Below are 18,829 nucleotides of genomic sequence, written 5' to 3'. Positions count from 1 at the left end.
CCTGTCGGTTTGGGCCCGAATTACTCGGCGCTGCCGATCAGTTCGGCGTATTTGCCCTGAACTTCATCGGCCGACATGTCCGAGTTCCAGAACTGGACCATCAGGTCGTTGATCTGCTCGACCGTGTCGCGCGTCAGCGCCATGTCGCCGCCCGGAAGGATGTTGCCTTCGGCAAGGATCGCAAGACCCTTGTTCATGCAGTCATTGGCAGCCGACAGATCCACATCACCCCGGATCGGGAGCGAGCCCTTCTTGAGGTTGAAGCTGACCTGAACCTCTTTCGAGATCATCAGCGACGCCATTTTTAGCTGCGCTGCCTCGACATCGGGATCCGAGTTCTTGGGGAAGTAGAACGCGTCGCCGCCAAGCTGCAGCACCTCGTTCTTACCAAGACCCGGTAGGCAGGTGTAATCTTCGCCAGCAACCGCTTCGGCCACGGCGAATTCACCCTGCGCCCAGTCGCCCATGATCTGCGCGGCCGCCTGGCCGGTGATCACAGCCGCAGTGGCCAGGTTCCAGTCGGTGACATCAATGTCCTGGGACAGATCACGCGCAATGGCTGCTGCTTCGAAGACCGGCGCGTAGTCTGCGCTGGCCGCGAATTCGGCATCCTTGTCGACGTTCACTTTGCGCCAGGCATCGGTGCCCGCGATGTTCACCGCCAGAACGTTGGTGATCAGACCGCTGGACTGCCAGGCCTGCGAACCGGTAGCCAAAGGCGCAATTCCAGCTTCGCGCAGGGCCGGGGCGGCCGCGACGAATTCGTCCCAGTTCGCCGGAACGTCAACACCGGCCTTGTCGAAAGCGCCATTGCTCAGCCAGATCCACTGCCAGGAGTGGATGTTGACCGGAACGCAGTACAGCTTGCCGTCCAATGTGCAGGAATCCAGCAACGAGGTTGGGAACACAAAGTCGCGCCAGCCCTCGGCCTCGGCCAGTTCGGTCAGGTCTAGGAACAGACCTTCGGCCACCAGTTCTTCAGCCTGACGGCCGTGGTTGAACTGTGTCGCACCCGGAGGGTCGCCACCCAGCATCCGCGACACAACGGCCGGGATCGCGTTGGTGCCGCCGCCGCCGGCAATCGCGCCGTCGACCCACTTATGCTCGCCCGTGGCATCCAGCGCCTTGGCAAATTCGGCAACCGCTGCCGCTTCGCCGCCCGAGGTCCACCAATGCACGACCTCAAGGTCGGCCGCCATGGCGGGGGTGGCGCATAGGGCAGTCGCGCCCAGCAGGAATTTCAGTGATTTCACGATGAGTCCTCCCTGACTTCTGTATCGTTATCGGACGAACTATAACGTTATAGATTTACAAAACAAGATGGTTTCGTAGTATGATGCCAGAAATGATGCGCACCATAATACCGCAGATATCTTACAGGATTTCGGCACGTTAGCGCAAACACCTTCGGGAATCATGCGGTTGCGCCGCACCCGAATGTTCAGATGCCGGCAGGGTCAGACCCGCGGAAAACCGAAAGGCCAAGGTGAGTCCAGATGACTGATTCGGACCCCGCAGCGAACGAGATCACCGGCCTGGCGCCGGGCGAACGCCCGACGCTCAAGACCATCTCGCGGTTGACGGGGCTGGCGGTGGCAACGGTCAGCCGGGCGCTGAACGATGCCACCGACATTGGCGACGATACCAAGGTTCGGGTGCGCGAAACGGCCGCCAGCGTCGGCTATGTCCCGAACCGCGCCGGGGTGCGCCTGCGCACCGGCAAGACCAATGTGATCGCCCTGTTGCTGAGTACCGAACACGAGGTGATGAACCACACCGCGCGTCTGATTAACGCGGCAGCCGGGGCGCTGCGGGCCAGCCCCTATCACATGATCATCACGCCCTATTTCCCCGATGAGAACCCGATGGACCCGGTCCGCTATGTGGTCGAAACCCATTCCGCCGATGCCATCATCCTGAACCAGACCCAGCAAGAAGATCCGCGCGTCGAATATCTGATGCGTGTCAACTTTCCCTTTGTCACCCACGGGCGCACGATCTGGTCGGACCGGCACGCCTATTTCGACTTCGACAACCGCGCTTATGGTCACATCGCCGCGCAGGCGCTTGTAGATCGGGGGCGACGCAATCTGCTGCTGATCGCGCCGCCACTCTATCAGAACTACGCAACGGAAATGCGCGATGGCCTGCTGAGCGTCGCGCAGCAACAGGGCTATCGCGGCGTGGTACTGGACGGTGCCACAAGCGACGATCAGAACGACAAAATAGCCGAGGAAACCCGAAAGTTCCTGCAACAGAATCCGGACACCGACGGGATTGTCTGCGCGTCGGTCATGGCCTGTATGGGTGCGACTGCTGCGATCGAAGGATTGGGCGCGGTTGTCGGCAAAGACATTGATATCGTTGCGAAAGAAGCGATGCCCTTCCTGGCCACCTTCCGCCCGGCGATCCTGTCTGTGAAGGAAAACGTGATGGATGCCGGGCAATTCCTGGCCGATGCGGCGCGCCACGCCATCGACCATCCTGACGTGCCGCCGATGCAACATCTGGACGTTCCGAAAACCGTCGACTGACGGGCGCCGCCGCCCGGTCAGCCGCCTTCGTTCGCCAACATATAATCCACCAGCGCACGGGTCGATGCGTCCTTATCCTCCGCGCTCGCACGGCCTGCGATCAGCGGTTCCAGCGCGGCGGCCAGTTCTTTGCCCAGTTCGACGCCCCATTGGTCGAAAGAGTTGATGCCAAGGATCGCCCCTTCGACAAACACCCGGTGTTCATAAAGCGCGATGATCGCACCCAGCGTGGCCGGGTCCAGCAGCGGATAGACCAAAGTGGTCGAGGGGCGGTTGCCCGGAAACACCCGGTGGCGGGCCTGGCGATCCAACTCGGCCCCCTCCAGCCCTTTCGCGGCCATCAACGCGCGTGCTTCTTCAAGGCTGCGACCGCGCATCAACGCCTCGGACTGCGCCAGGCAATTGGCGATCAGCAGCCGGTGCTGATGGGTCAGATCACCCTCATGCCCATTGGCAGCAATCATAAATTCACAAGGGATTACCCGCGTTCCCTGATGTATCAGTTGATAAAACGCATGCTGCCCGTTGGTCCCCGGTTCGCCCCAGACAACCGGACCGGACGCGCGCGCAAGATCCGCGCCGTCCATCGAGACCCGCTTGCCGTTTGATTCCATCTCTAGCTGTTGCAGATACGCCGGAAGCCGTGCCAGCCGGTTGTCATAAGGCAGTACCGCGCGGGTGGCATGGCCCAGCCCCTGATTGTGCCAGATCCCGGTCAGCGCCAGCATCACGGGCAAATTCTCGACCAGGTCGGCGCTGCGGAAATGCAGATCCATCGCCTGCGCGCCCCGCAGGAAGGCGCGGAAGGCATCCGGGCCGATGGCGATCATCAGGCTCAGCCCGATTGGCCCCCACATGGAATAGCGTCCGCCGACCCAATCTTCGAAGCCGAAAACACGTTCCGGCGCGATGCCGAAGGCGGTGGTTTTTTCTTCGGCGCTGGACAAGGCGGCGAACTGCGCGCCCGGGTCGCTGACCTTTTCCGACATCCACGCCCGCGCGGTTTTCGCGTTGGTCATGGTTTCGATCGTAGTGAAAGTTTTCGACGCGACGATCACCAGCGTCCGCGTCGCATCCAGCCCGTGCAGCGTATCCGCGATATCCGCCCCATCGACGTTCGAGACGAAATGCACCCGCGGCCCGTCGTGATAGGGCGACAGCGCGCGCACCGCCATCGCCGGGCCCAGATCGGACCCGCCAATGCCGATGTTCACTACATTAGTGATTGCCCCGCCCTGCCCGGCAAAGCCTTCGCTGCGCACGGAATTCGCGAATGCCTCCATCCGCGCCAATGTGCCCAGAACGCCGGGCATCACGTCCGCGCCATCCACCATGACCGGATCGCCGTCCAGATTGCGCAACGCGGTGTGCAGCACGGCGCGGCCTTCGGTCTCGTTAATCAGGGCGCCTGCGAACATCGCATCGCGCTTGGCGGCAACGCCGGCGGCATCATAAAGGCCCAGCAGCGCGTCCCGCGCCGCATCGTCCATCGCTGTTTTCGAATAATCCAGCAACAGGTCGCCCGCGCGGGCCGAAAACCCGGTTGCGCGGTCATCATCCATCAGCGAAAGGATATCGCGTTCCTGCGCTGCTGCTGCCTGCGCATCCAAAGCGGCCCAGGCCTGTTTCATCACGTCATTCATTCCAAGCCCTTCGATACGTTACTCAGCCCAATGCACGGTTGCGCCGCCCCAGACGGCGTGAATTGGCGCATCCATGGCGCCAAGATGCCCCGCCTTGTCCAATGCCTCGCGCTTTTCCGGCCCGGTGATGACGATGTGCTTAATGATCGCCCCGTCCAGAACCGGCGCGCTCAGCGTTACCCGCGGCTCCGGCGCACCCGGTGCCCGCATCGCCAAAAGCGGAGGCGCGTGCGGGTCCAGCGCTTCGGCCAGACGATCCGTCCCGGGAAACAGCGAGGCGGTATGCATATCCGCCCCCATCCCCAACAGCAGCACCGAAAGCGGCAGATGCGGCGTCAGACCGGCGGTCAGCTCGGCCAGTTTATCTTCGGGTTCGGGTGCATCGGCAAACAGCGGCACCAGCGTCGCCGCCGCCGCGCGGTTCACCAACAGCCGTTCGCGCAGCAGCCGCGTGTTGGAACGCTCGGACTGTTCCGGCACCCAGCGTTCATCACTCAGCATCACGCGCACGCGCGACCAGTCCAGATCGGCCGCGCAGAGCGTATCGAACACCGGCCCCGGGGTCGTGCCGCCCGGCACCGCAAAGGACACGGTGTCATGCTGCAATAGCGCCATGTTCAGATCGCCTGCCAGCCGGTTGGCCAGGTCGATGGCCAGCATCTCTCGGTCGGGGTATTCGACGAAATTCATTGCTCGATCTCCCTCCAGCGGCGCCTGTCGCGATGCAGCAGCATCAGCGCATCTTCGGGACCGGATGAATAACTGTCATACGGCAGCGGTTTTTCTTCGCGCCCGCGCCAGTCTTCGATGATCGGATCGGTCCAGGCCCAGGCGGCCTCGACCTCATCGCCGCGCATGAACAGGGTCTGGTCGCCCCGGATCACATCCATGACCAGACGTTCATAAGCATCCGGGATTTCACCGGCCTCGGGGCCAAGTGCGTCTGCGAAGGTCATATCCAGCGGCACCTCGACCAGGCGCATGCCGCCGGGGCCGGGTTCCTTGATGGTGACGCTCAAGTCGATCCCCTCGTTCGGTTGCAGGCGGATCGTCAGGGCGTTGGAATGGGTGCCGGCATCAGATTCGAAAATCGAATGGGGCGGTTCCTTGAAACGCACCACAATTTCGGACATGCGCGCCTTCAGGCGCTTGCCGGTGCGCAGGTAAAACGGCGTGCCGTTCCAGCGCCAGTTCGACACCTTCACCTTCATCGCGATGAAGCTTTCGGTGATGCTGCCCGGGTCTTCGACATCTTCGTGATAACTGCTGAGGTCGTCGCCGCCCTTATACTGACCACGGACATAATCTTCGGGGCCGGCAGGTTCCAACGCGCGGATGACTTTCAGCTTTTCATCGCGCACCGCATCCGGGTCGAATCGGCTGGGCGGTTCCATCGCCGTCAGACACAATAGCTGCATCAGGTGGTTCTGCACCATGTCCCGCATCGCGCCGGACTTGTCGTAATAGGCGCCGCGCCCTTCGATCCCGACAGTTTCGGCCACGGTGATCTGGATGTGATCGACGTATTGCGCCTTCCACAGCGGTTCGAACAACACGTTGCCAAAACGGATCGCCATCAGGTTCTGGACGGTTTCCTTGCCCAGATAATGGTCGATCCGGTAAATCTGATGCTCATCAAAGTGTTCGGCCAGGGTTCCGTTCAGCGCCTTGGCGCTTTCCAGATCGCGCCCGAAGGGCTTTTCCACCACGATCCGGCTGTCGCGATCCGCAATGGTATGACTGTGGAGCCGTTCTGCAATCGCCCCGAACAGGCTGGGCCCGACCGAGAAATAGAACGCCCGGATCACCCCATCGCGCATATGCGCCTTGAGGTCCTTCCACCCCGCCGTGCCAACCGCATCCACCTTGACGTAGTGAAGATGGTTGACGAAGGCAGTGACATCCTTGGCTTTTCGGATCGCCTTGGGGGTAAATTCTTCAATCGCCTCCTTGATCATCCGGCGATAAGCGGCGTCGGTCAGATCGCCGCGCGCGCAGCCAATTACACGCGCATCTTCGGGCATTTGCCCAGCCAGGAACCGGCGGAACAGCCCCGGCAGGATCTTGTGCCGGGCCAGATCGCCGGTGCCGCCGAATATGACCAGATCAAACGGGGCGACGGGGATTGTGCGTGAAACCATGGGGCCTCCGATGGGCATCTGAATAGGCGTGTTCAAGGGCATCTTGTTAGCGCTAACGACAGTTCTGCCCGCTCTCTATCAAATCTTCGGGCGAAGTCTAGCGATGCGCGCAGGGTTCACAACTGCGTCAAAGTGATCAAGGCCGCTTTTCGCAGGCGCAACGGCGCGTTAAGACATTGCGACGCACAGGGGAATGTGGGAAAAATCATGGAAGATCAGGCACCTGCCGGTGGATACGGCAAATTCGATCACCCGTTTATCACCGCCAAAGGCGAAGAACGCGCACGCGTTGCCCTGACCGACCCGCAGACGCTGTGGTTCAATACCGGCACGTTGTGCAACATCGAGTGTGTGAATTGCTATATCGAAAGCTCTCCCAGTAACGACAGGTTGGTCTATATCACCACGGACGAGGTGGTGGCCTTTCTGGACCAGCTTGAGGCCCGCAAGTGGGGCGTGCGCGAAATCGGCTTCACCGGCGGAGAGCCGTTCATGAACCCCGACATCATCACAATGACACGCGCAGCACTTGAACGCGGTTATGAGGTCTTGATTCTGACCAACGCCATGCGCCCGATGATGCGCCCCCGCATGCGCGCCGGGCTAGAGGGGCTGGTCGCGGATTTCGGCGACAAGCTGACCTTGCGCATTTCGGTCGATCACTGGAGCGCGGATTTCCACGATCAGGAGCGTGGCACAGGGTCTTTTGATCTGACGCTGAAGGGCATGGAATGGCTGCGCGATGCCGGCATCGCGATGACCGTCGCCGGGCGCACCGTCTGGGGTGAAAGCGACGCGGATGCTCGCGCCGGATTTGCCCGGCTATATGCGAAGCATAACTTCATGATTGATGCACAAGATCCTATGGCAACGGTTCTTTTTCCAGAAATGGATGAATCCGTTGATGTGGCAGAAATTACCACCGCCTGTTGGGGGATCCTTGGCAAGGAACCAGACGGGGTGATGTGTTCCAGTTCACGCATGGTGGTCAAACGCAAGGGGGCCGCGCGTCCCGCTGTCGTCGCCTGCACCTTGCTTCCCTATGAGGCAGAATTCGAATTGGGCGAAACACTGGAACAGGCAGAGGGTGCAGTGCAGTTAAATCACCCGCATTGCGCCAAGTTCTGCGTGCTGGGCGGGGCCAGCTGTTCGGCCTAAGCCGCTGATTCGTTGTGGAAATCTATGTGGATGTGGTTGCCATCCACATCAAAGATATTGACCTGGGTAATCCCGAAGCCGTCAACCTCGACCAGTTTCGCGTCGATGTCTCGTGCCTTCAGATGCGCCAGGAAGTCCGCAAGCCCGGTGGCCCGCAGTGCAAAATGTTCAATCTGCGGATCGCTGTTGGCGGGTGTGTCCGCCTCCTCCACCAAATGAACGATCGCCTGATCGCCCAGGTACATCCAGGCACCGTTGAACGGGAAATTCGGGCGTTTTCCTGACACCAGGCCCAGAACATCCGAATACCATGCGATCATCCCGGCCAGATTTGCCGTGCGCACATTGACGTGGTCAAAACTTTGCATTTGCATTGTCGGCGCCCCTTTGCAGGCCTATTCTTGAAGTTCCGCATCCCAATACAGGAAGTCGACCCAGGTGTCGTGCAGATGGTTGGGCGGGAATTTCCGACCCAGGTTCTTGAGTTGCTCTGAATCCGGTTTCCGTGGCGACCTGTTCAAAGAAAGTCCTGACCTCTTAAGGCTTTGCGAACCCTTCCTTAGGTTACACTTCGAACAAGCAGCGACCACGTTTTCCCAACTGGTCACACCACCCCGGGCGCGTGGAATCACATGGTCGAAGGTCAGATCGTCCTTGGCACCGCAGTATTGGCACAGGAACTCATCGCGCAGGAACAGGTTGAACCGGGTAAAGGCCACACGGCGGCGCGGTTTCACATAATCACGCAGCACCACGACCGAGGGGATGCGGATTTCCGTGGTGGGGGATCGCACAACCTCGTCATATTCCGCGACGATCTGCACCCGGTCGAGGAAGACCGCCTTCACCGCATCCTGCCAGGGCCACAGCGACAGCGGATAGTAGCTCAGCGGGCGATAATCTGCATTAAGTACCAGCGCAGGATTGTCGTGCAACCCCTTGGTTTCACGGACAAAATTGGTTCTGAAGTCCCCGTCGAGCATCGCGTGATCCACACCCCGTTCGGCCATTCTCAGGCGCGTCCCGGGCGGCACCGGCTGTCCGGGCTTTGGCCGGACTATATCTGGCGAGCCGATGCAGGCAACCCCCTAGATATTCCCCGGACCAAGGCCGCCCGGGGGTGCTGGTTGCGGCACCGCGATGACTTGCCAATCGGTCGGCCCGCTGCCTAGAGTTACGCGGCCCGCCCGCAGGAAGTTACTGATGCCAAGCCTCCGCCATGACCCGTAAACCTGACGGCCCACTGCAGCGCGGCTGGACGACGGGCACCTGCGCGACGGCGGCGGTATCTGCGGCGTTGACGCGGCTGTGGGGTGGCGCCTTTCCCAGCACAGTCTCGGTCACCCTGCCCGGCGGCGAAACGCCGGAATTTCCGTTGCACCACAGGGGTTTCGGCGAAGGTTGGGCCGAAGCTGGGATCATCAAGGACGCAGGCGACGACCCGGATGTTACTCACGGCTGTCTGGTCATCGCACGGGTTGCCGAAGCGCCCGGCGGGGTGACCTTCCGCGCCGGAACGGGCGTCGGAACCGTCACCAAACCCGGCCTGCCGATCCCCGTGGGCGAAGCGGCGATAAACCCCAAACCGCGCGAATTCATGCAAGCCGTGGTCGCAGAGCGCGCCGCCCAGTTCGGGCGACAGCCCGACGTGGAAATCACCATCTCGATCCCCCATGGTGCTGAAATCGCCCTGAAAACCTGGAACCCCCGGTTGGGAATCGAGGGTGGGTTGTCGATTCTCGGGACCACCGGAATCGTCAGGCCATTCTCTTGCGCGGCCTGGATCGCCGCGATCCATCGCGGTATCGACGTGGCGCGCGCCGATGGGCTGACCCATGTCGCCGGCTGTACCGGCGCGACGTCCGAAGCGGCCGTCCAGGCGCTGTTTGGCCTGCCGGATCACGCGATGCTGGATATGGGGGATTTTGCCGGAGGCCTCCTCAAGTATCTGATAAAAAAACCGATTCCCCGCATCACGATCGGCGGCGGCATCGGCAAGATGACCAAGCTGGCCCAAGGCGCGCGGGATCTGCACTCGGGCCGGTCGCAGGTCGATTTTGCGCAGCTTTCGGGTTGGTCAGTCGCCGCAGGCCTGCCAGACGTGTCAGACGCCAACACGGCGCTGGAGGCGCTTCAACGTGCGGGCGACAAACTGGCAGACATCGTCGCACAAAAGGCGATGCAAAACATTCACTCCATGCTGAAAGCAACTGAAATAAAATCAGATATCGTCATCATAGATCGCAACGGCGCAGTGATCGCGCAGGCCGGACCATGAAGCTTCTGCTACTGGCCGGAACGGGTGAGGCGCGCCAGATCGCTGCGGCTTTGGCGGGGCGTGATGACCTTTTAGTCGTGGCATCACTGGCAGGTGCGACACGCACGCCAGCGGCCTTGCCCGTCGAAACACGGACAGGCGGGTTTGGCGGTGATGCCGGCTTCGCGGCCTGGCTGGATCACCACCGACCTGACGCAATTCTGGACGCCACCCATCCATTCGCCGCCCAGGTCAGCACCCGCACAGCGCGAATTTCGCAGGCACGCGGGCTTCCCTATTTGCAACTTCTCCGCCTGCAATGGACCCCGGTGGATGGCGACAGCTGGACCGAGGTTGCGGATGAAGCCGACGTCGCCAACATCATTCCGGAAGGCAAGACCGTCTTCCTGGCCACGGGTCGGCAAACCCTGCCAGGGTTCGCAGATCTTGCGAACAACCGCAGGTTGCTCTGCCGTCAGATTGACCCACCGAAGGCGCCATTTCCCTATCCGGTTGGCGATTGGATCATCGGCCGCCCACCCTTTTCAACCGCACAGGAAGTTGCACTTTTTCAAGATCTGGCCATCGACTGGCTGGTGGTCAAAAACGCGGGCGGCGCGGCCTCGGCCACGAAGCTTCATGCATCACGTGAACTTTGCATTCCGGTTGCGATGATCGCCCGCCCGCCGCAGCCTGATGCGCCAAGGGTCGCAACCGTGGCCGAGGCGCTGGCCTGGGTCGAGGCACTTTTGTGAGCGTCGGGCGGATCATCACCTCCGACGCCTGCGTCACCGAAGGGGCCGCAGCCCTCGCCGCGCGGCACCCGGAATTCGCCCGTGCCCTGCCCCTGACCGGCCCGCTGCCGCTGCGATTGCGCAAAGACGGCTTCGAAGAATTGCTGAGCGCTATTGTCAGCCAGCAGATCTCGACTGCCGCCGCCGCTGCCGTATGGAAGAAAATGAAAACCGCGCGTCTGACCGGGCCGCGCAAGATCATGGCGGCCAGCGATGACGATCTGCGCGCTGTGGGCCTGTCCCGTCAGAAGGTGCGCTATGCCCGCGAACTCGCCGCCGCGCGGATCAACTATGCCGCGCTGCGCAGCGCCCCGACGGATCAGGTGATCGCCACCCTGATCGCCGTTCCCGGCATCGGGCGCTGGACGGCCGAGATCTATGCGATGTTCAGCCTGGGGCGCGCAGACGTTTTCGCCCATGGCGATCTGGCCCTGCAGGAAGCGGCGCGCGTTCTGTTCACCCTGCCCGAGCGCCCGACCGAACGTGCGATGCGGCAGATCGCCGAAGACTGGTCGCCCTGGCGGTCGGTTGCGGCGCGCATCCTCTGGGCCTACTACCGGGTCGATAAACAGCGCGAGGGTATAAGGTGACATTGGAATTCAAACGGCGCGGGCCGGATCTGGCGACCTCTCTCGTGGTGTTTCTGCATGGTTATGGCGCGAATGGTGCTGACCTTCTGGGGCTGGCCGAACCGTTGGCGCCGCATATGCCGGGCACCGCCTTCGTGGCCCCGGATGCGCCGGAACAGAACGCGATGAACCCCGGCGGGTTTCAGTGGTTTCCGATCCCCTGGATGGACGGGTCCAGTCAGGAACAATCCGAAGCCTCGGTCGCCCGGTCTGCCGACGATCTGAACGCCTTCCTCGATCACATGCTCGAGGTTGAGGCGCTGAGCGCGGATCGGATGATCCTTGTCGGGTTTTCGCAAGGCACGATGATGTCGTTGCAGGTGGCCCCGCGCCGGGCCGAACCTGTCGCAGGCGTCGTCGGGTTTTCCGGGCGCCTGCTGGCACCGGAACGGTTGGAGGATGAAGTCCTCTGCCGTCCGCCGATCCTGTTGCTGCACGGCGATCAGGATCCGGTGGTGCCGCCGGAGTCGCTGCCCGCCGCTGCCAACGCACTGACCGCTACGGGGTTCGAGGTTTACGCCCATGTCATGAAAGGCACCGAACATGGCATTGCGCCCGACGGGTTGTCGGTGGCGCTGGCCTTCATGCGCGACAAGCTGGGGTTGGAAGGCGAAACCGGCGCATAAGGCGTCGCGCAGCGCCTTTTCAACCGCAACGCCACGCGCCATAACGACCCCATGAATGCGCCAGATCTTCCCAAGCACGATTGGCCCCAGCTGGATGCCGGCTGGGTCTGGTTGTGCGGTGCTGGCCCGGGCGATCCGGGGCTGCTGACGCTGCATGCGCTGAACGCGCTGCGACAGGCGGATGTGGTGGTTTACGACGCGCTGGTTGATCCCGCGATTCTGGATTTCGCGCCGGATGCGACGCATATCTATGCTGGCAAACGCGGCGGCAAGCCCAGTGCGAAACAGCGCGATATCTCGCTGCAACTGGTCGAACTGGCCCGCGCCGGGCGGAGGGTATTGCGGCTGAAGGGGGGCGATCCGTTCGTCTTCGGGCGCGGCGGGGAAGAGGCGCAGACCCTGGTGCAGCACGGCGTGCCGATCCGCATCATTCCGGGCATCAGCGCGGGTATCGGCGGGCTGGCCTATGCGGGGATTCCGGTGACCCACCGTGATGTGAACCAGTCTGTGACCTTTGTGACCGGACATGACCAGTCGGGCCAGACGCCCGGCAGCCTGAACTGGCAGGCAATCTCGGACGGCTCGCAGGTGCTGGTCATCTATATGGGCATGAAACACGCCGGGGTGATTGCCGAGGCGTTGCTGGGCGCGGGCCGGGCGGCGGACGAACCGGTGGCGGTGGTCACGGCCGCCACGACGGACGCGCAGCAAGTACTGGAAACCACGCTGGGATCGCTGGTCGCGGATCTTGCCGACAGCGGGCTGGAACCGCCCGCGATCATCTGCGTCGGCCGCTCGGTCCTGATGCGCCAAGCGCTGGACTGGCAGGCGATGGCGATGGGGGAACCCGCGCGCAACAGCGATCCGCTGGGCCGTGGGCGCCCTGCGGAAAGCGCGTGACCGCCGGTCCCTCCGCCAGCGGCGGCACCCGTTCAATCAGAACACCCCGCCCCAATCTTCTTGTCAAAAATATCCCCGCCGGAGGCATTGATCGGATTTCCGAAGGAAATTCGATTTGAAGTACCGCGGCCTGATCCTGGCGGCGCCGTCTTCGGGAAGCGGCAAGACCACACTGACCCTTGGCCTGCTGCGCGCGCTGAAACGCGCCGGGGTTGCGATGCGGGGCGCGAAATCCGGCCCCGATTACATCGACCCGCGCTTTCATGAGGCCGCCTGCGGCGCGCCCTGCATGAACCTGGATGCCTGGGCGATGAGCGCGCCGCGCATCAGCTCGTTGGCCTCCGGCAAGGGGCTGTTGCTGATCGAAGGGGCCATGGGGCTGTTCGACGGCGCACCGCCCGACGGCAAAGGCGCAACCGCCGATCTGGTGCGCATTCTGGGCCTGCCTGTGGTTCTGGTGGTGGACGCGGCACGGATGTCGCAATCCATCGCGCCCCTTGTGGCCGGTTTTGCCCGCCACGATCCGCGTGTCCGCATTGGCGGCGTGATCCTGAACCGCACCGGCAGCCCGCGTCACGCAAGACTGCTGAAAACGGCGCTGGAATCGCTGGCGATCCCGGTTCTGGGCGCGATCCCGCGTGATGCCAACCTGACGCTGCCGTCCCGCCATCTGGGGCTGGTGCAAGCTGCCGAGCACCCCGATCTGGATGCGTTTCTGGACCACGCTGCCGATACAGTCGCCAAGCACCTCGATCTGGAGGCCTTGCAAGGCTTGGCCGCGCGGTATCAGGAAAGCAGCCTGCTCAACACCTCAACACCGCTTGGTAACCTGCCCCAACGCATCGCGATTGCCCGCGATGCAGCTTTTGCCTTCGCCTACCCCCATCAACTGGCCATGTGGCGCGCGGCCGGGGCCACGCTGACGTTCTTTTCCCCGCTCGCCAATGAACCAGTGCCCAAGGCGGACCGCATCTTCCTGCCCGGCGGCTATCCTGAATTGCATGGCGCGCGACTGGCACAGAACTCGATCTTCCTTGAAAGCCTGCGGGATGCCGCGCAAACCACTGAAATATATGGAGAATGCGGCGGCTATATGGTTCTGGGCGACGCCCTGACCGATGCCGATGGTACGCGGCATAAGATGGCTGGTTTGCTGGCGCTTGAGACCAGCTTTGCCGAACGCAAACTGCATCTTGGGTATCGGCGCCTGCGCGGATACCTCGGGAACATGGCGCGCGCGAGGGGCGCTGTCGGCCACTTCGCAGGCCACGAATTCCACTATGCCACCACGCTCAAGGCCGAAGGCGAACCGCTTTGGCAGGCCGAAGATGCCGAAGGCAACGCCTTGGCGCCAATGGGTCTGGTTCAGGGAAATGTCTCAGGCTCTTTTGCGCATATCATCGACCAATGCTGAGCGTGCTGGACGTTGCCCAAAACCCGGCGTAGGCAGACCTCATGACAGACAGCGCCGCCCTGCCCGATTCCGACGCCCGCGCGCGGCGCAATGTGGCTGTTCTGGTCGCGGCGCAGGCGATCCTTGGCAGCCAGATGCCGATGACCTTTGTGGCAGGCGGGTTGGCGGGGAATTACCTGGCGACAAACCCGTGCCTGGCGACACTGCCAATCTCTCTCGTCGTGTTCGGGTCGATGACGACCGCGCCTTGGATCAGCCCGCTGATGCAGCGGCGCGGGCGGCGCTTCGGGTTCTTCATCGGCGCAATTGGTGGAGCGGTGGGGGCGCTGACCTCGGCCTATGGTTTGTGGATCGGGTCCTTCGCGCTGCTTCTGGCGGGCAGTTATATGACCGGCATCTATATGTCGGCGCAGGGCTTCTATCGTTTCGCGGCCACGGATACCGCGTCCGAGGCCTTCCGCCCCAAGGCCATCAGCTATGTCATGGCCGGTGGGCTGCTAAGCGCCGTGGTCGGCCCGCAGTTGAACAAATTGGTCCAGGACGCCTATGTCATCCCCTTCGTAGGAACCTATCTTGCGATTGCAGGGCTGAATATCGTCGGGATGTTCCTGTTCTTCGCACTCGACCTGCCCGGAAAGGTCGCGAAGGTCACGCGGGAAACTGCCGCGCGCACCCGCACGATCCCCGAGTTGCTTAGAACCCCGCGCATCATGGTGGCGGTGATCTGCGCCATGGTCGCCTATTCGCTGATGAACCTGGTGATGACCTCGACGCCGCTGGCGGTGGTCGGCTGCGGGTTCACCAAGAACAACGCGAATGACATCGTTTCGGCACATGTGCTGGCGATGTTCGCGCCCAGTTTCGTGACCGGCCATCTGATCGCCCGGTTCGGCGCGCCCCGGATCATCGCGGTCGGCCTGGTCTGCCTTGCCGCCGCCGGTCTGGTGGCGCTGCAGGGAATTACGCTGGGCAATTTCTTTGGAGCGCTGGTCCTGCTGGGCATCGGCTGGAACTTTGGGTTCATCGGCGCGACCAGCATGCTGGCCGGCGCGCATGAGCCGCACGAGCGTGGGCGCGTTCAGGGGATGAACGACATGATCGTTTTCGGTTTCGTCACCCTCGCCTCGCTGTCGTCAGGCGGGCTGATGAACTGTGTGGGGGGCGACGTTGTGCAGGGCTGGCATTCGGTCAACTATGCCATGGTGCCGTTTCTGGCGCTGGCAGGCGGCGCGCTGATCTGGCTGGCGCGCCGGGCGGCGTAAGTTGCGGCTGGGGACGGGTTTCGTCTGGGCGTGATCGTTGGCACTCCTAACCCAAGCAGGGCGCGCGCCGGACCGGTGGGGTGGTGCTACACCTGTGCTGTGGCGTGATTTATTCATCAGGTTTGGCCGTCAACTCGATTGAAGGAGCGTGACTCTGACCAGCGCCTGACCGGTGGGGCCGGTCCGGCGCGCGCCCTGCGCCTTGCGGCGCGCACCGGGCGCTGGGAAAGCTGCCAACGTCCACTCGCCCCGTCACTCACCACCCACCAGCGCCTTGGCCACCAGCAGTGCCGATTTGCGCAACGGCCCCGGTTCAAGCTGCCCGCCAGCCACCGCGCCCGGCATACGCGCCGCCCGTTTCAGGATCGCCGCCGCCTGCCACCCGGGCCTGAGCGCCGGGGTTGCCGCCGCAAAATCAGCCCGCCGCGCAGCTTGCAGGCGATCCTGCGCACGGAGCGCCAATTCCCGCACCGCCTCGGGCCGTCCATCGGGCAGTGGCATCCGACCTGCGGCCTCCAACGCCGGAACGGCCAGCAGCCAGTTGGCCACACCGATGGCATATCCGGCGTCCCGGCACGGCGCTTCCAGGGCATCCGGCGCACCCAATGCCATCGCCGCGGCCAAGACCAACCCGCCGGAGGTCGCATTGATATGCGCATCGAACGCCGCCCAATCGTCGAACGCCTCACGCGCGATGTCCCAGCGGCGCGCGTCGATCATCGCGTGAAGCACGGCAACCGGAATGCCGACGTCCCGGATCAAATCCGCCAGCGGATCGACAACCTCATGCCGCCGCGCCACGCCGCCCTCGGCGATTTCATCCAGCGCATCGCGCCACCATTGCAGCCGCATTTCCGCGATCAGCGGTTCTTCGGTCACCCATGGCGCGCGCGCGACCTCTACGTTGAATGCAAAGAGGGGCAGCAGCCGTTCGCGCGCTGGAACAGGTACGCTCATCACCGCGCGGAAACGGTCAGGATCCCCCTTGGCAACAACCTCGGCGCAGGCGGCAAGGGTCATTGGGGGGTGACCACGAAAAGGTCATAGGCAATGTGATCCGGCGCGGCGCGCCAGTTGGCGATGTCGGCGGCCTCGGCATCCAGAACCGCGGTCAGGTCGGTGCCTGCGCTTTGGCGCAAGGCGGCAATCCGCGCCTCTAACGGGTCGAAATAATCGGCCCAGCCCTGCCCGATCACCCGGCGCGTGCCCAGCACCCTATACCCGGCTTCGGCAATCCGCGCCCGGATCCCGGCGCGATCTGAGATGTCCGGGTACTGGCCCCAAAATTCGAGGGCGGCTTGTGGCGAGTTGCCATTCACCCAGACAGGTTCCGAAAACGCAAAATACCCGCCTGGCGCCAGCGCGCCGCGCCAGCGTTGCAGCCCCTTCGCCACGCCCAGAAAATACAGCGCCCCGGCACACCAGATCAGATCGTAAGGTCCTGTCAGGTCGGCCATATCGCCCTGCCAGACCCGCACCCGGTCGCCGATTCCGGTGCAGCGCCGTCGCGCCTCGGCCACAAAATGCAACTGCCCGTCAACCGCGTCGATCTGCGCTTCCGGCAGTGCTTCGGCCAGCACAACCGTATCCGCCCCCGGCCCACAGGCCGCATCGCAAACGCGCGCCAATGGCCCCACAACCGACAGGGCCCAGCGCACGTCATCCGCCGTCCCCGGCCCCTCGCGCGGCAGGTCGCTATGAAGCTGGAAGAATGGCGAAAGCGTCACATAACCTCCTGTGTCTTTTCGCAAAAAATACTCCCGCCGGAGGCATAATTTTTCGCAGAAAAATCACCCGCTCGCATCGCGCACCAGCTTCCAGCGGATCGCATCCAGCAGCGCCTCAAAGCTGGCGTCGACGATGTTGGGCGACACGCCCACCGTTGACCAGCGCCGTCCCTGCCCGTCCTGGCTGTCGATTATCACTCGGGTCACAGCCTCGGTCCCGCCCTGCGTGATACGGACCTTGAAATCCATCAGATGCATGTCGTCGATGGCGGCCTGATACCGCCCCAGATCCTTGGCCAGCGCGCGTGACAGCGCGTTGACCGGACCCTGATCAGACCCGTCCTCATCCCTGCTTTCACTGACGCTGAGGAATCGTTCACCGTCGATCACCACTGCCACCACAGCTTCCGAGACGGTGATTTTGCCGACACGTTCGATGCTGACGCGGTAGCGCTCGACCTCAAAAAAGCGCGGCAACTGGCCCAGCTCATCCCGTGCAATCAGCTCAAAACTCGCCTGCGCCGTGTCATAGGAATAGCCCGCGTCTTCGCGCGTCTTGATCCGCTCCAGTATGCGGCCCAATGCGGCGTCGCCCTTGGCCACCTCCAGCCCCATGTCCGACAGGCGGGTGCGCAGGTTGGACTGGCCGGCCTGATTGCTCATCGGGATGATGCGCTGATTGCCGACCACGGCGGGGTCGATGTGTTCGTAGGTGGTCGGGTCCTTGAGGATCGCACTGGCGTGCAGCCCGGCCTTATGCGCGAAGGCCGACGCGCCGACATAGGGCGCGGCGCGCAGCGGCACGCGGTTGAGGATTTCGTCTAGCATCCGGCTGGCGCGGGTCAGGCTGACCAGGTTGTCGCAGCTGACACCGATGTCATAGGCGCTGGCGTAAGGCTCCTTCAGCAGCAACGTCGGGATCAGCGTCGTCAGGTTGGCATTGCCGCAGCGTTCACCCAGCCCGTTCAGAGTGCCCTGGATCTGGCGCGCGCCCGCGTCCACGGCAGCCAGCGATCCGGCGACTGCGTTGCCGGTGTCGTCATGGGTGTGGATGCCAAGGCGTTCGCCCGGGATGCCCGAAGCGATGACCTTGGCGGTGATCGCTCCGATTTCCGCGGGAAGCGTACCGCCGTTGGTGTCGCACAGAACGACCCAACGCACGCCCGCATCAAAGGCGGAGTGGATGCATTCCAGCGCATAATCCGGGTTCGCCTTGAAGCCGTCGAAGAAGTGTTCGGCGTCAAACAGGGTTTCGCGCTGGTTGGCGATCAGGTGGTCGAACGACTTGCCGATATTCTCGACATTTTCGGCGTTGGAGATACCCAGCGCCGTCTTGACGTGGAAGTCGTGGGTTTTTCCGACAAGACAGACGGCAGGCGTGTTGGCGTTCATAACAGCGGCCAGCACGTCGTCATTTTCGGCGCTGATCCCGGCCCGCTTGGTCATCCCGAAGGCGGTGAACGTGGCGCGGGTTTTCGGAGCCTCGTCAAAAAAAGCCGAGTCGGTGGGGTTCGCCCCCGGCCAGCCACCCTCGATATAATCAAGGCCCAGCGCGTCGAGCGCCTTCGCGATCCGGTGCTTTTCGGGCGTCGAGAACTGAACGCCCTGGGTTTGCTGACCATCGCGCAGGGTGGTGTCGAAAAGGCTGAGGGGGGTGCGGGTCATTGGCTGTATCTTTCTTTACCGAATTGTCCACGCGTCGCCTCATGGCAGCCCCGCTGAAACGACAATGGATTTGTGACGG

Annotated in this window: 18 protein-coding genes; 9 read left to right on the top strand and 9 right to left on the bottom strand. The window is 63.0% G+C overall.

The genetic code is table 11. The features are described from left to right. Positions 1–20 precede the first annotated feature (20 nt). Complete coding sequence (locus GKR99_07970) at positions 21–1,199, bottom strand: extracellular solute-binding protein (GenBank protein NKB27484.1); 1,179 nt, start codon at positions 1,197–1,199, stop codon at positions 21–23. 297 nt (positions 1,200–1,496) lie between these two features. Between GKR99_07970 and GKR99_07965 the strand changes: the two genes are divergently transcribed. Beyond that, positions 1,497–2,534, top strand: a complete 1,038-nt coding sequence (locus tag GKR99_07965) for a substrate-binding domain-containing protein (GenBank protein NKB27483.1) — start codon at positions 1,497–1,499, stop codon at positions 2,532–2,534. Between the two features lie 17 nt (positions 2,535–2,551). Here the strand turns inward: GKR99_07965 and GKR99_07960 are convergent, their stop codons facing one another. Genes GKR99_07960 through zwf form a run of 3 tightly spaced genes read right to left on the bottom strand, consistent with a single transcriptional unit; the run spans position 2,552 to position 6,318 of the window. Beyond that, positions 2,552–4,165 carry a glucose-6-phosphate isomerase gene (locus GKR99_07960; GenBank protein NKB27482.1) on the bottom strand — a complete coding sequence of 538 codons (1,614 nt, stop codon included), beginning with the start codon at positions 4,163–4,165 and terminating at the stop codon, positions 2,552–2,554. A 30-nt stretch (positions 4,166–4,195) separates the two neighbouring features. Then, on the bottom strand, positions 4,196–4,867 hold the full coding sequence (pgl, locus tag GKR99_07955; GenBank protein NKB27481.1) for a 6-phosphogluconolactonase: 672 nt from the start codon (positions 4,865–4,867) through the stop codon (positions 4,196–4,198). After that, entirely contained in the window at positions 4,864–6,318 is a 1,455-nt protein-coding gene (zwf, locus tag GKR99_07950; GenBank protein NKB27480.1) for a glucose-6-phosphate dehydrogenase, read from the bottom strand. The genes pgl and zwf overlap by 4 nt, the downstream gene beginning before the upstream one ends. 207 nt (positions 6,319–6,525) lie before the next feature. Between zwf and GKR99_07945 the strand changes: the two genes are divergently transcribed. Continuing rightward, entirely contained in the window at positions 6,526–7,476 is a 951-nt protein-coding gene (locus GKR99_07945; protein NKB27479.1) for a radical SAM protein, read from the top strand. Here the strand turns inward: GKR99_07945 and GKR99_07940 are convergent. Then, positions 7,473–7,850 carry a glyoxalase gene (locus GKR99_07940; protein ID NKB27478.1) on the bottom strand — a complete coding sequence of 126 codons (378 nt, stop codon included), beginning with the start codon at positions 7,848–7,850 and terminating at the stop codon, positions 7,473–7,475. The genes GKR99_07945 and GKR99_07940 overlap by 4 nt on opposite strands. 21 nt (positions 7,851–7,871) lie before the next feature. After that, positions 7,872–8,459, bottom strand: a complete 588-nt coding sequence (locus GKR99_07935; GenBank protein NKB27477.1) for an HNH endonuclease — start codon at positions 8,457–8,459, stop codon at positions 7,872–7,874. 236 nt (positions 8,460–8,695) lie between these two features. On the opposite strand from GKR99_07935, the gene GKR99_07930 reads away from it, so the two are divergent. The 7 genes from GKR99_07930 (at position 8,696) to GKR99_07900 (ending at position 15,358) form a co-directional block, all read left to right on the top strand. Continuing rightward, on the top strand, positions 8,696–9,754 hold the full coding sequence (locus GKR99_07930) for a cobalt-precorrin-5B (C(1))-methyltransferase (protein ID NKB27476.1): 1,059 nt from the start codon (positions 8,696–8,698) through the stop codon (positions 9,752–9,754). Beyond that, positions 9,751–10,488, top strand: coding sequence for a cobalt-precorrin-6A reductase (locus tag GKR99_07925; protein NKB27475.1), 738 nt, complete (start codon positions 9,751–9,753; stop codon positions 10,486–10,488). Before GKR99_07930 ends, GKR99_07925 begins: the two co-directional genes overlap by 4 nt. Further along, positions 10,485–11,117, top strand: a complete 633-nt coding sequence (locus tag GKR99_07920) for a DNA-3-methyladenine glycosylase 2 family protein (protein NKB27474.1) — start codon at positions 10,485–10,487, stop codon at positions 11,115–11,117. Before GKR99_07925 ends, GKR99_07920 begins: the two co-directional genes overlap by 4 nt. Continuing rightward, complete coding sequence (locus GKR99_07915; GenBank protein NKB27473.1) at positions 11,114–11,782, top strand: alpha/beta fold hydrolase; 669 nt, start codon at positions 11,114–11,116, stop codon at positions 11,780–11,782. The genes GKR99_07920 and GKR99_07915 overlap by 4 nt, the downstream gene beginning before the upstream one ends. Positions 11,783–11,833: 51 nt before the next feature. Then, complete coding sequence (gene cobA / locus GKR99_07910) at positions 11,834–12,682, top strand: uroporphyrinogen-III C-methyltransferase (GenBank protein NKB27472.1); 849 nt, start codon at positions 11,834–11,836, stop codon at positions 12,680–12,682. 115 nt (positions 12,683–12,797) lie between these two features. After that, positions 12,798–14,096 (top strand): cobyrinate a,c-diamide synthase, encoded by a 1,299-nt coding sequence (locus tag GKR99_07905; GenBank protein NKB27471.1) that lies wholly within the window; start codon positions 12,798–12,800, stop codon positions 14,094–14,096. A 41-nt stretch (positions 14,097–14,137) separates the two neighbouring features. Next, complete coding sequence (locus tag GKR99_07900; protein ID NKB27470.1) at positions 14,138–15,358, top strand: MFS transporter; 1,221 nt, start codon at positions 14,138–14,140, stop codon at positions 15,356–15,358. Positions 15,359–15,610: 252 nt separating this feature from the next. Here the strand turns inward: GKR99_07900 and GKR99_07895 are convergent, their stop codons facing one another. The 3 genes from GKR99_07895 to GKR99_07885 all read right to left on the bottom strand — a co-directional run bounded on the left by GKR99_07895 (position 15,611) and on the right by GKR99_07885 (position 18,750). Continuing rightward, a complete protein-coding gene (locus GKR99_07895; GenBank protein NKB27469.1) occupies positions 15,611–16,378 on the bottom strand; it encodes a phytoene synthase in 768 nt (255 codons plus the stop codon). Then, the gene (locus tag GKR99_07890) at positions 16,375–17,085 is read right to left on the bottom strand and encodes a methyltransferase domain-containing protein (GenBank protein ID NKB27468.1); all 711 of its coding nucleotides are present in this window, start codon (positions 17,083–17,085) and stop codon (positions 16,375–16,377) included. The genes GKR99_07895 and GKR99_07890 overlap by 4 nt, the downstream gene beginning before the upstream one ends. Before the next feature lie 63 nt (positions 17,086–17,148). Continuing rightward, the gene (locus GKR99_07885; protein NKB27467.1) at positions 17,149–18,750 is read right to left on the bottom strand and encodes a citramalate synthase; all 1,602 of its coding nucleotides are present in this window, start codon (positions 18,748–18,750) and stop codon (positions 17,149–17,151) included. Positions 18,751–18,829 lie beyond the last annotated feature (79 nt).

The organism is Paracoccaceae bacterium (genome assembly GCA_012103375.1).
Lineage (GTDB): Bacteria > Pseudomonadota > Alphaproteobacteria > Rhodobacterales > Rhodobacteraceae > WLWX01.
Note: the sequence above shows the minus strand (reverse complement) of the source record. Positions and strands in the feature narration are given on the sequence as shown.

Excerpts from the sequence above, each read along its gene's own strand:
- GKR99_07970 (NKB27484.1), bottom strand. The coding sequence starts at position 1,199 with ATGGCGGCCGACCTTGAGGTCGTGCATTGGTGGACCTCGGGCGGCGAA.
- GKR99_07945 (NKB27479.1), top strand. The coding sequence starts at position 6,526 with ATGGAAGATCAGGCACCTGCCGGTGGATACGGCAAATTCGATCACCCG.
- GKR99_07935 (NKB27477.1), bottom strand. The coding sequence starts at position 8,459 with ATGCTCGACGGGGACTTCAGAACCAATTTTGTCCGTGAAACCAAGGGG.
- GKR99_07895 (NKB27469.1), bottom strand. The coding sequence starts at position 16,378 with ATGACCCTTGCCGCCTGCGCCGAGGTTGTTGCCAAGGGGGATCCTGAC.
- cobA (NKB27472.1), top strand. The coding sequence starts at position 11,834 with ATGAATGCGCCAGATCTTCCCAAGCACGATTGGCCCCAGCTGGATGCC.
- GKR99_07940 (NKB27478.1), bottom strand. The coding sequence starts at position 7,850 with ATGCAAATGCAAAGTTTTGACCACGTCAATGTGCGCACGGCAAATCTG.
- GKR99_07925 (NKB27475.1), top strand. The coding sequence starts at position 9,751 with ATGAAGCTTCTGCTACTGGCCGGAACGGGTGAGGCGCGCCAGATCGCT.
- GKR99_07930 (NKB27476.1), top strand. The coding sequence starts at position 8,696 with ATGACCCGTAAACCTGACGGCCCACTGCAGCGCGGCTGGACGACGGGC.
- GKR99_07885 (NKB27467.1), bottom strand. The coding sequence starts at position 18,750 with ATGACCCGCACCCCCCTCAGCCTTTTCGACACCACCCTGCGCGATGGT.
- GKR99_07960 (NKB27482.1), bottom strand. The coding sequence starts at position 4,165 with ATGAAACAGGCCTGGGCCGCTTTGGATGCGCAGGCAGCAGCAGCGCAG.
- GKR99_07965 (NKB27483.1), top strand. The coding sequence starts at position 1,497 with ATGACTGATTCGGACCCCGCAGCGAACGAGATCACCGGCCTGGCGCCG.
- pgl (NKB27481.1), bottom strand. The coding sequence starts at position 4,867 with ATGAATTTCGTCGAATACCCCGACCGAGAGATGCTGGCCATCGACCTG.
- GKR99_07900 (NKB27470.1), top strand. The coding sequence starts at position 14,138 with ATGACAGACAGCGCCGCCCTGCCCGATTCCGACGCCCGCGCGCGGCGC.
- zwf (NKB27480.1), bottom strand. The coding sequence starts at position 6,318 with ATGGTTTCACGCACAATCCCCGTCGCCCCGTTTGATCTGGTCATATTC.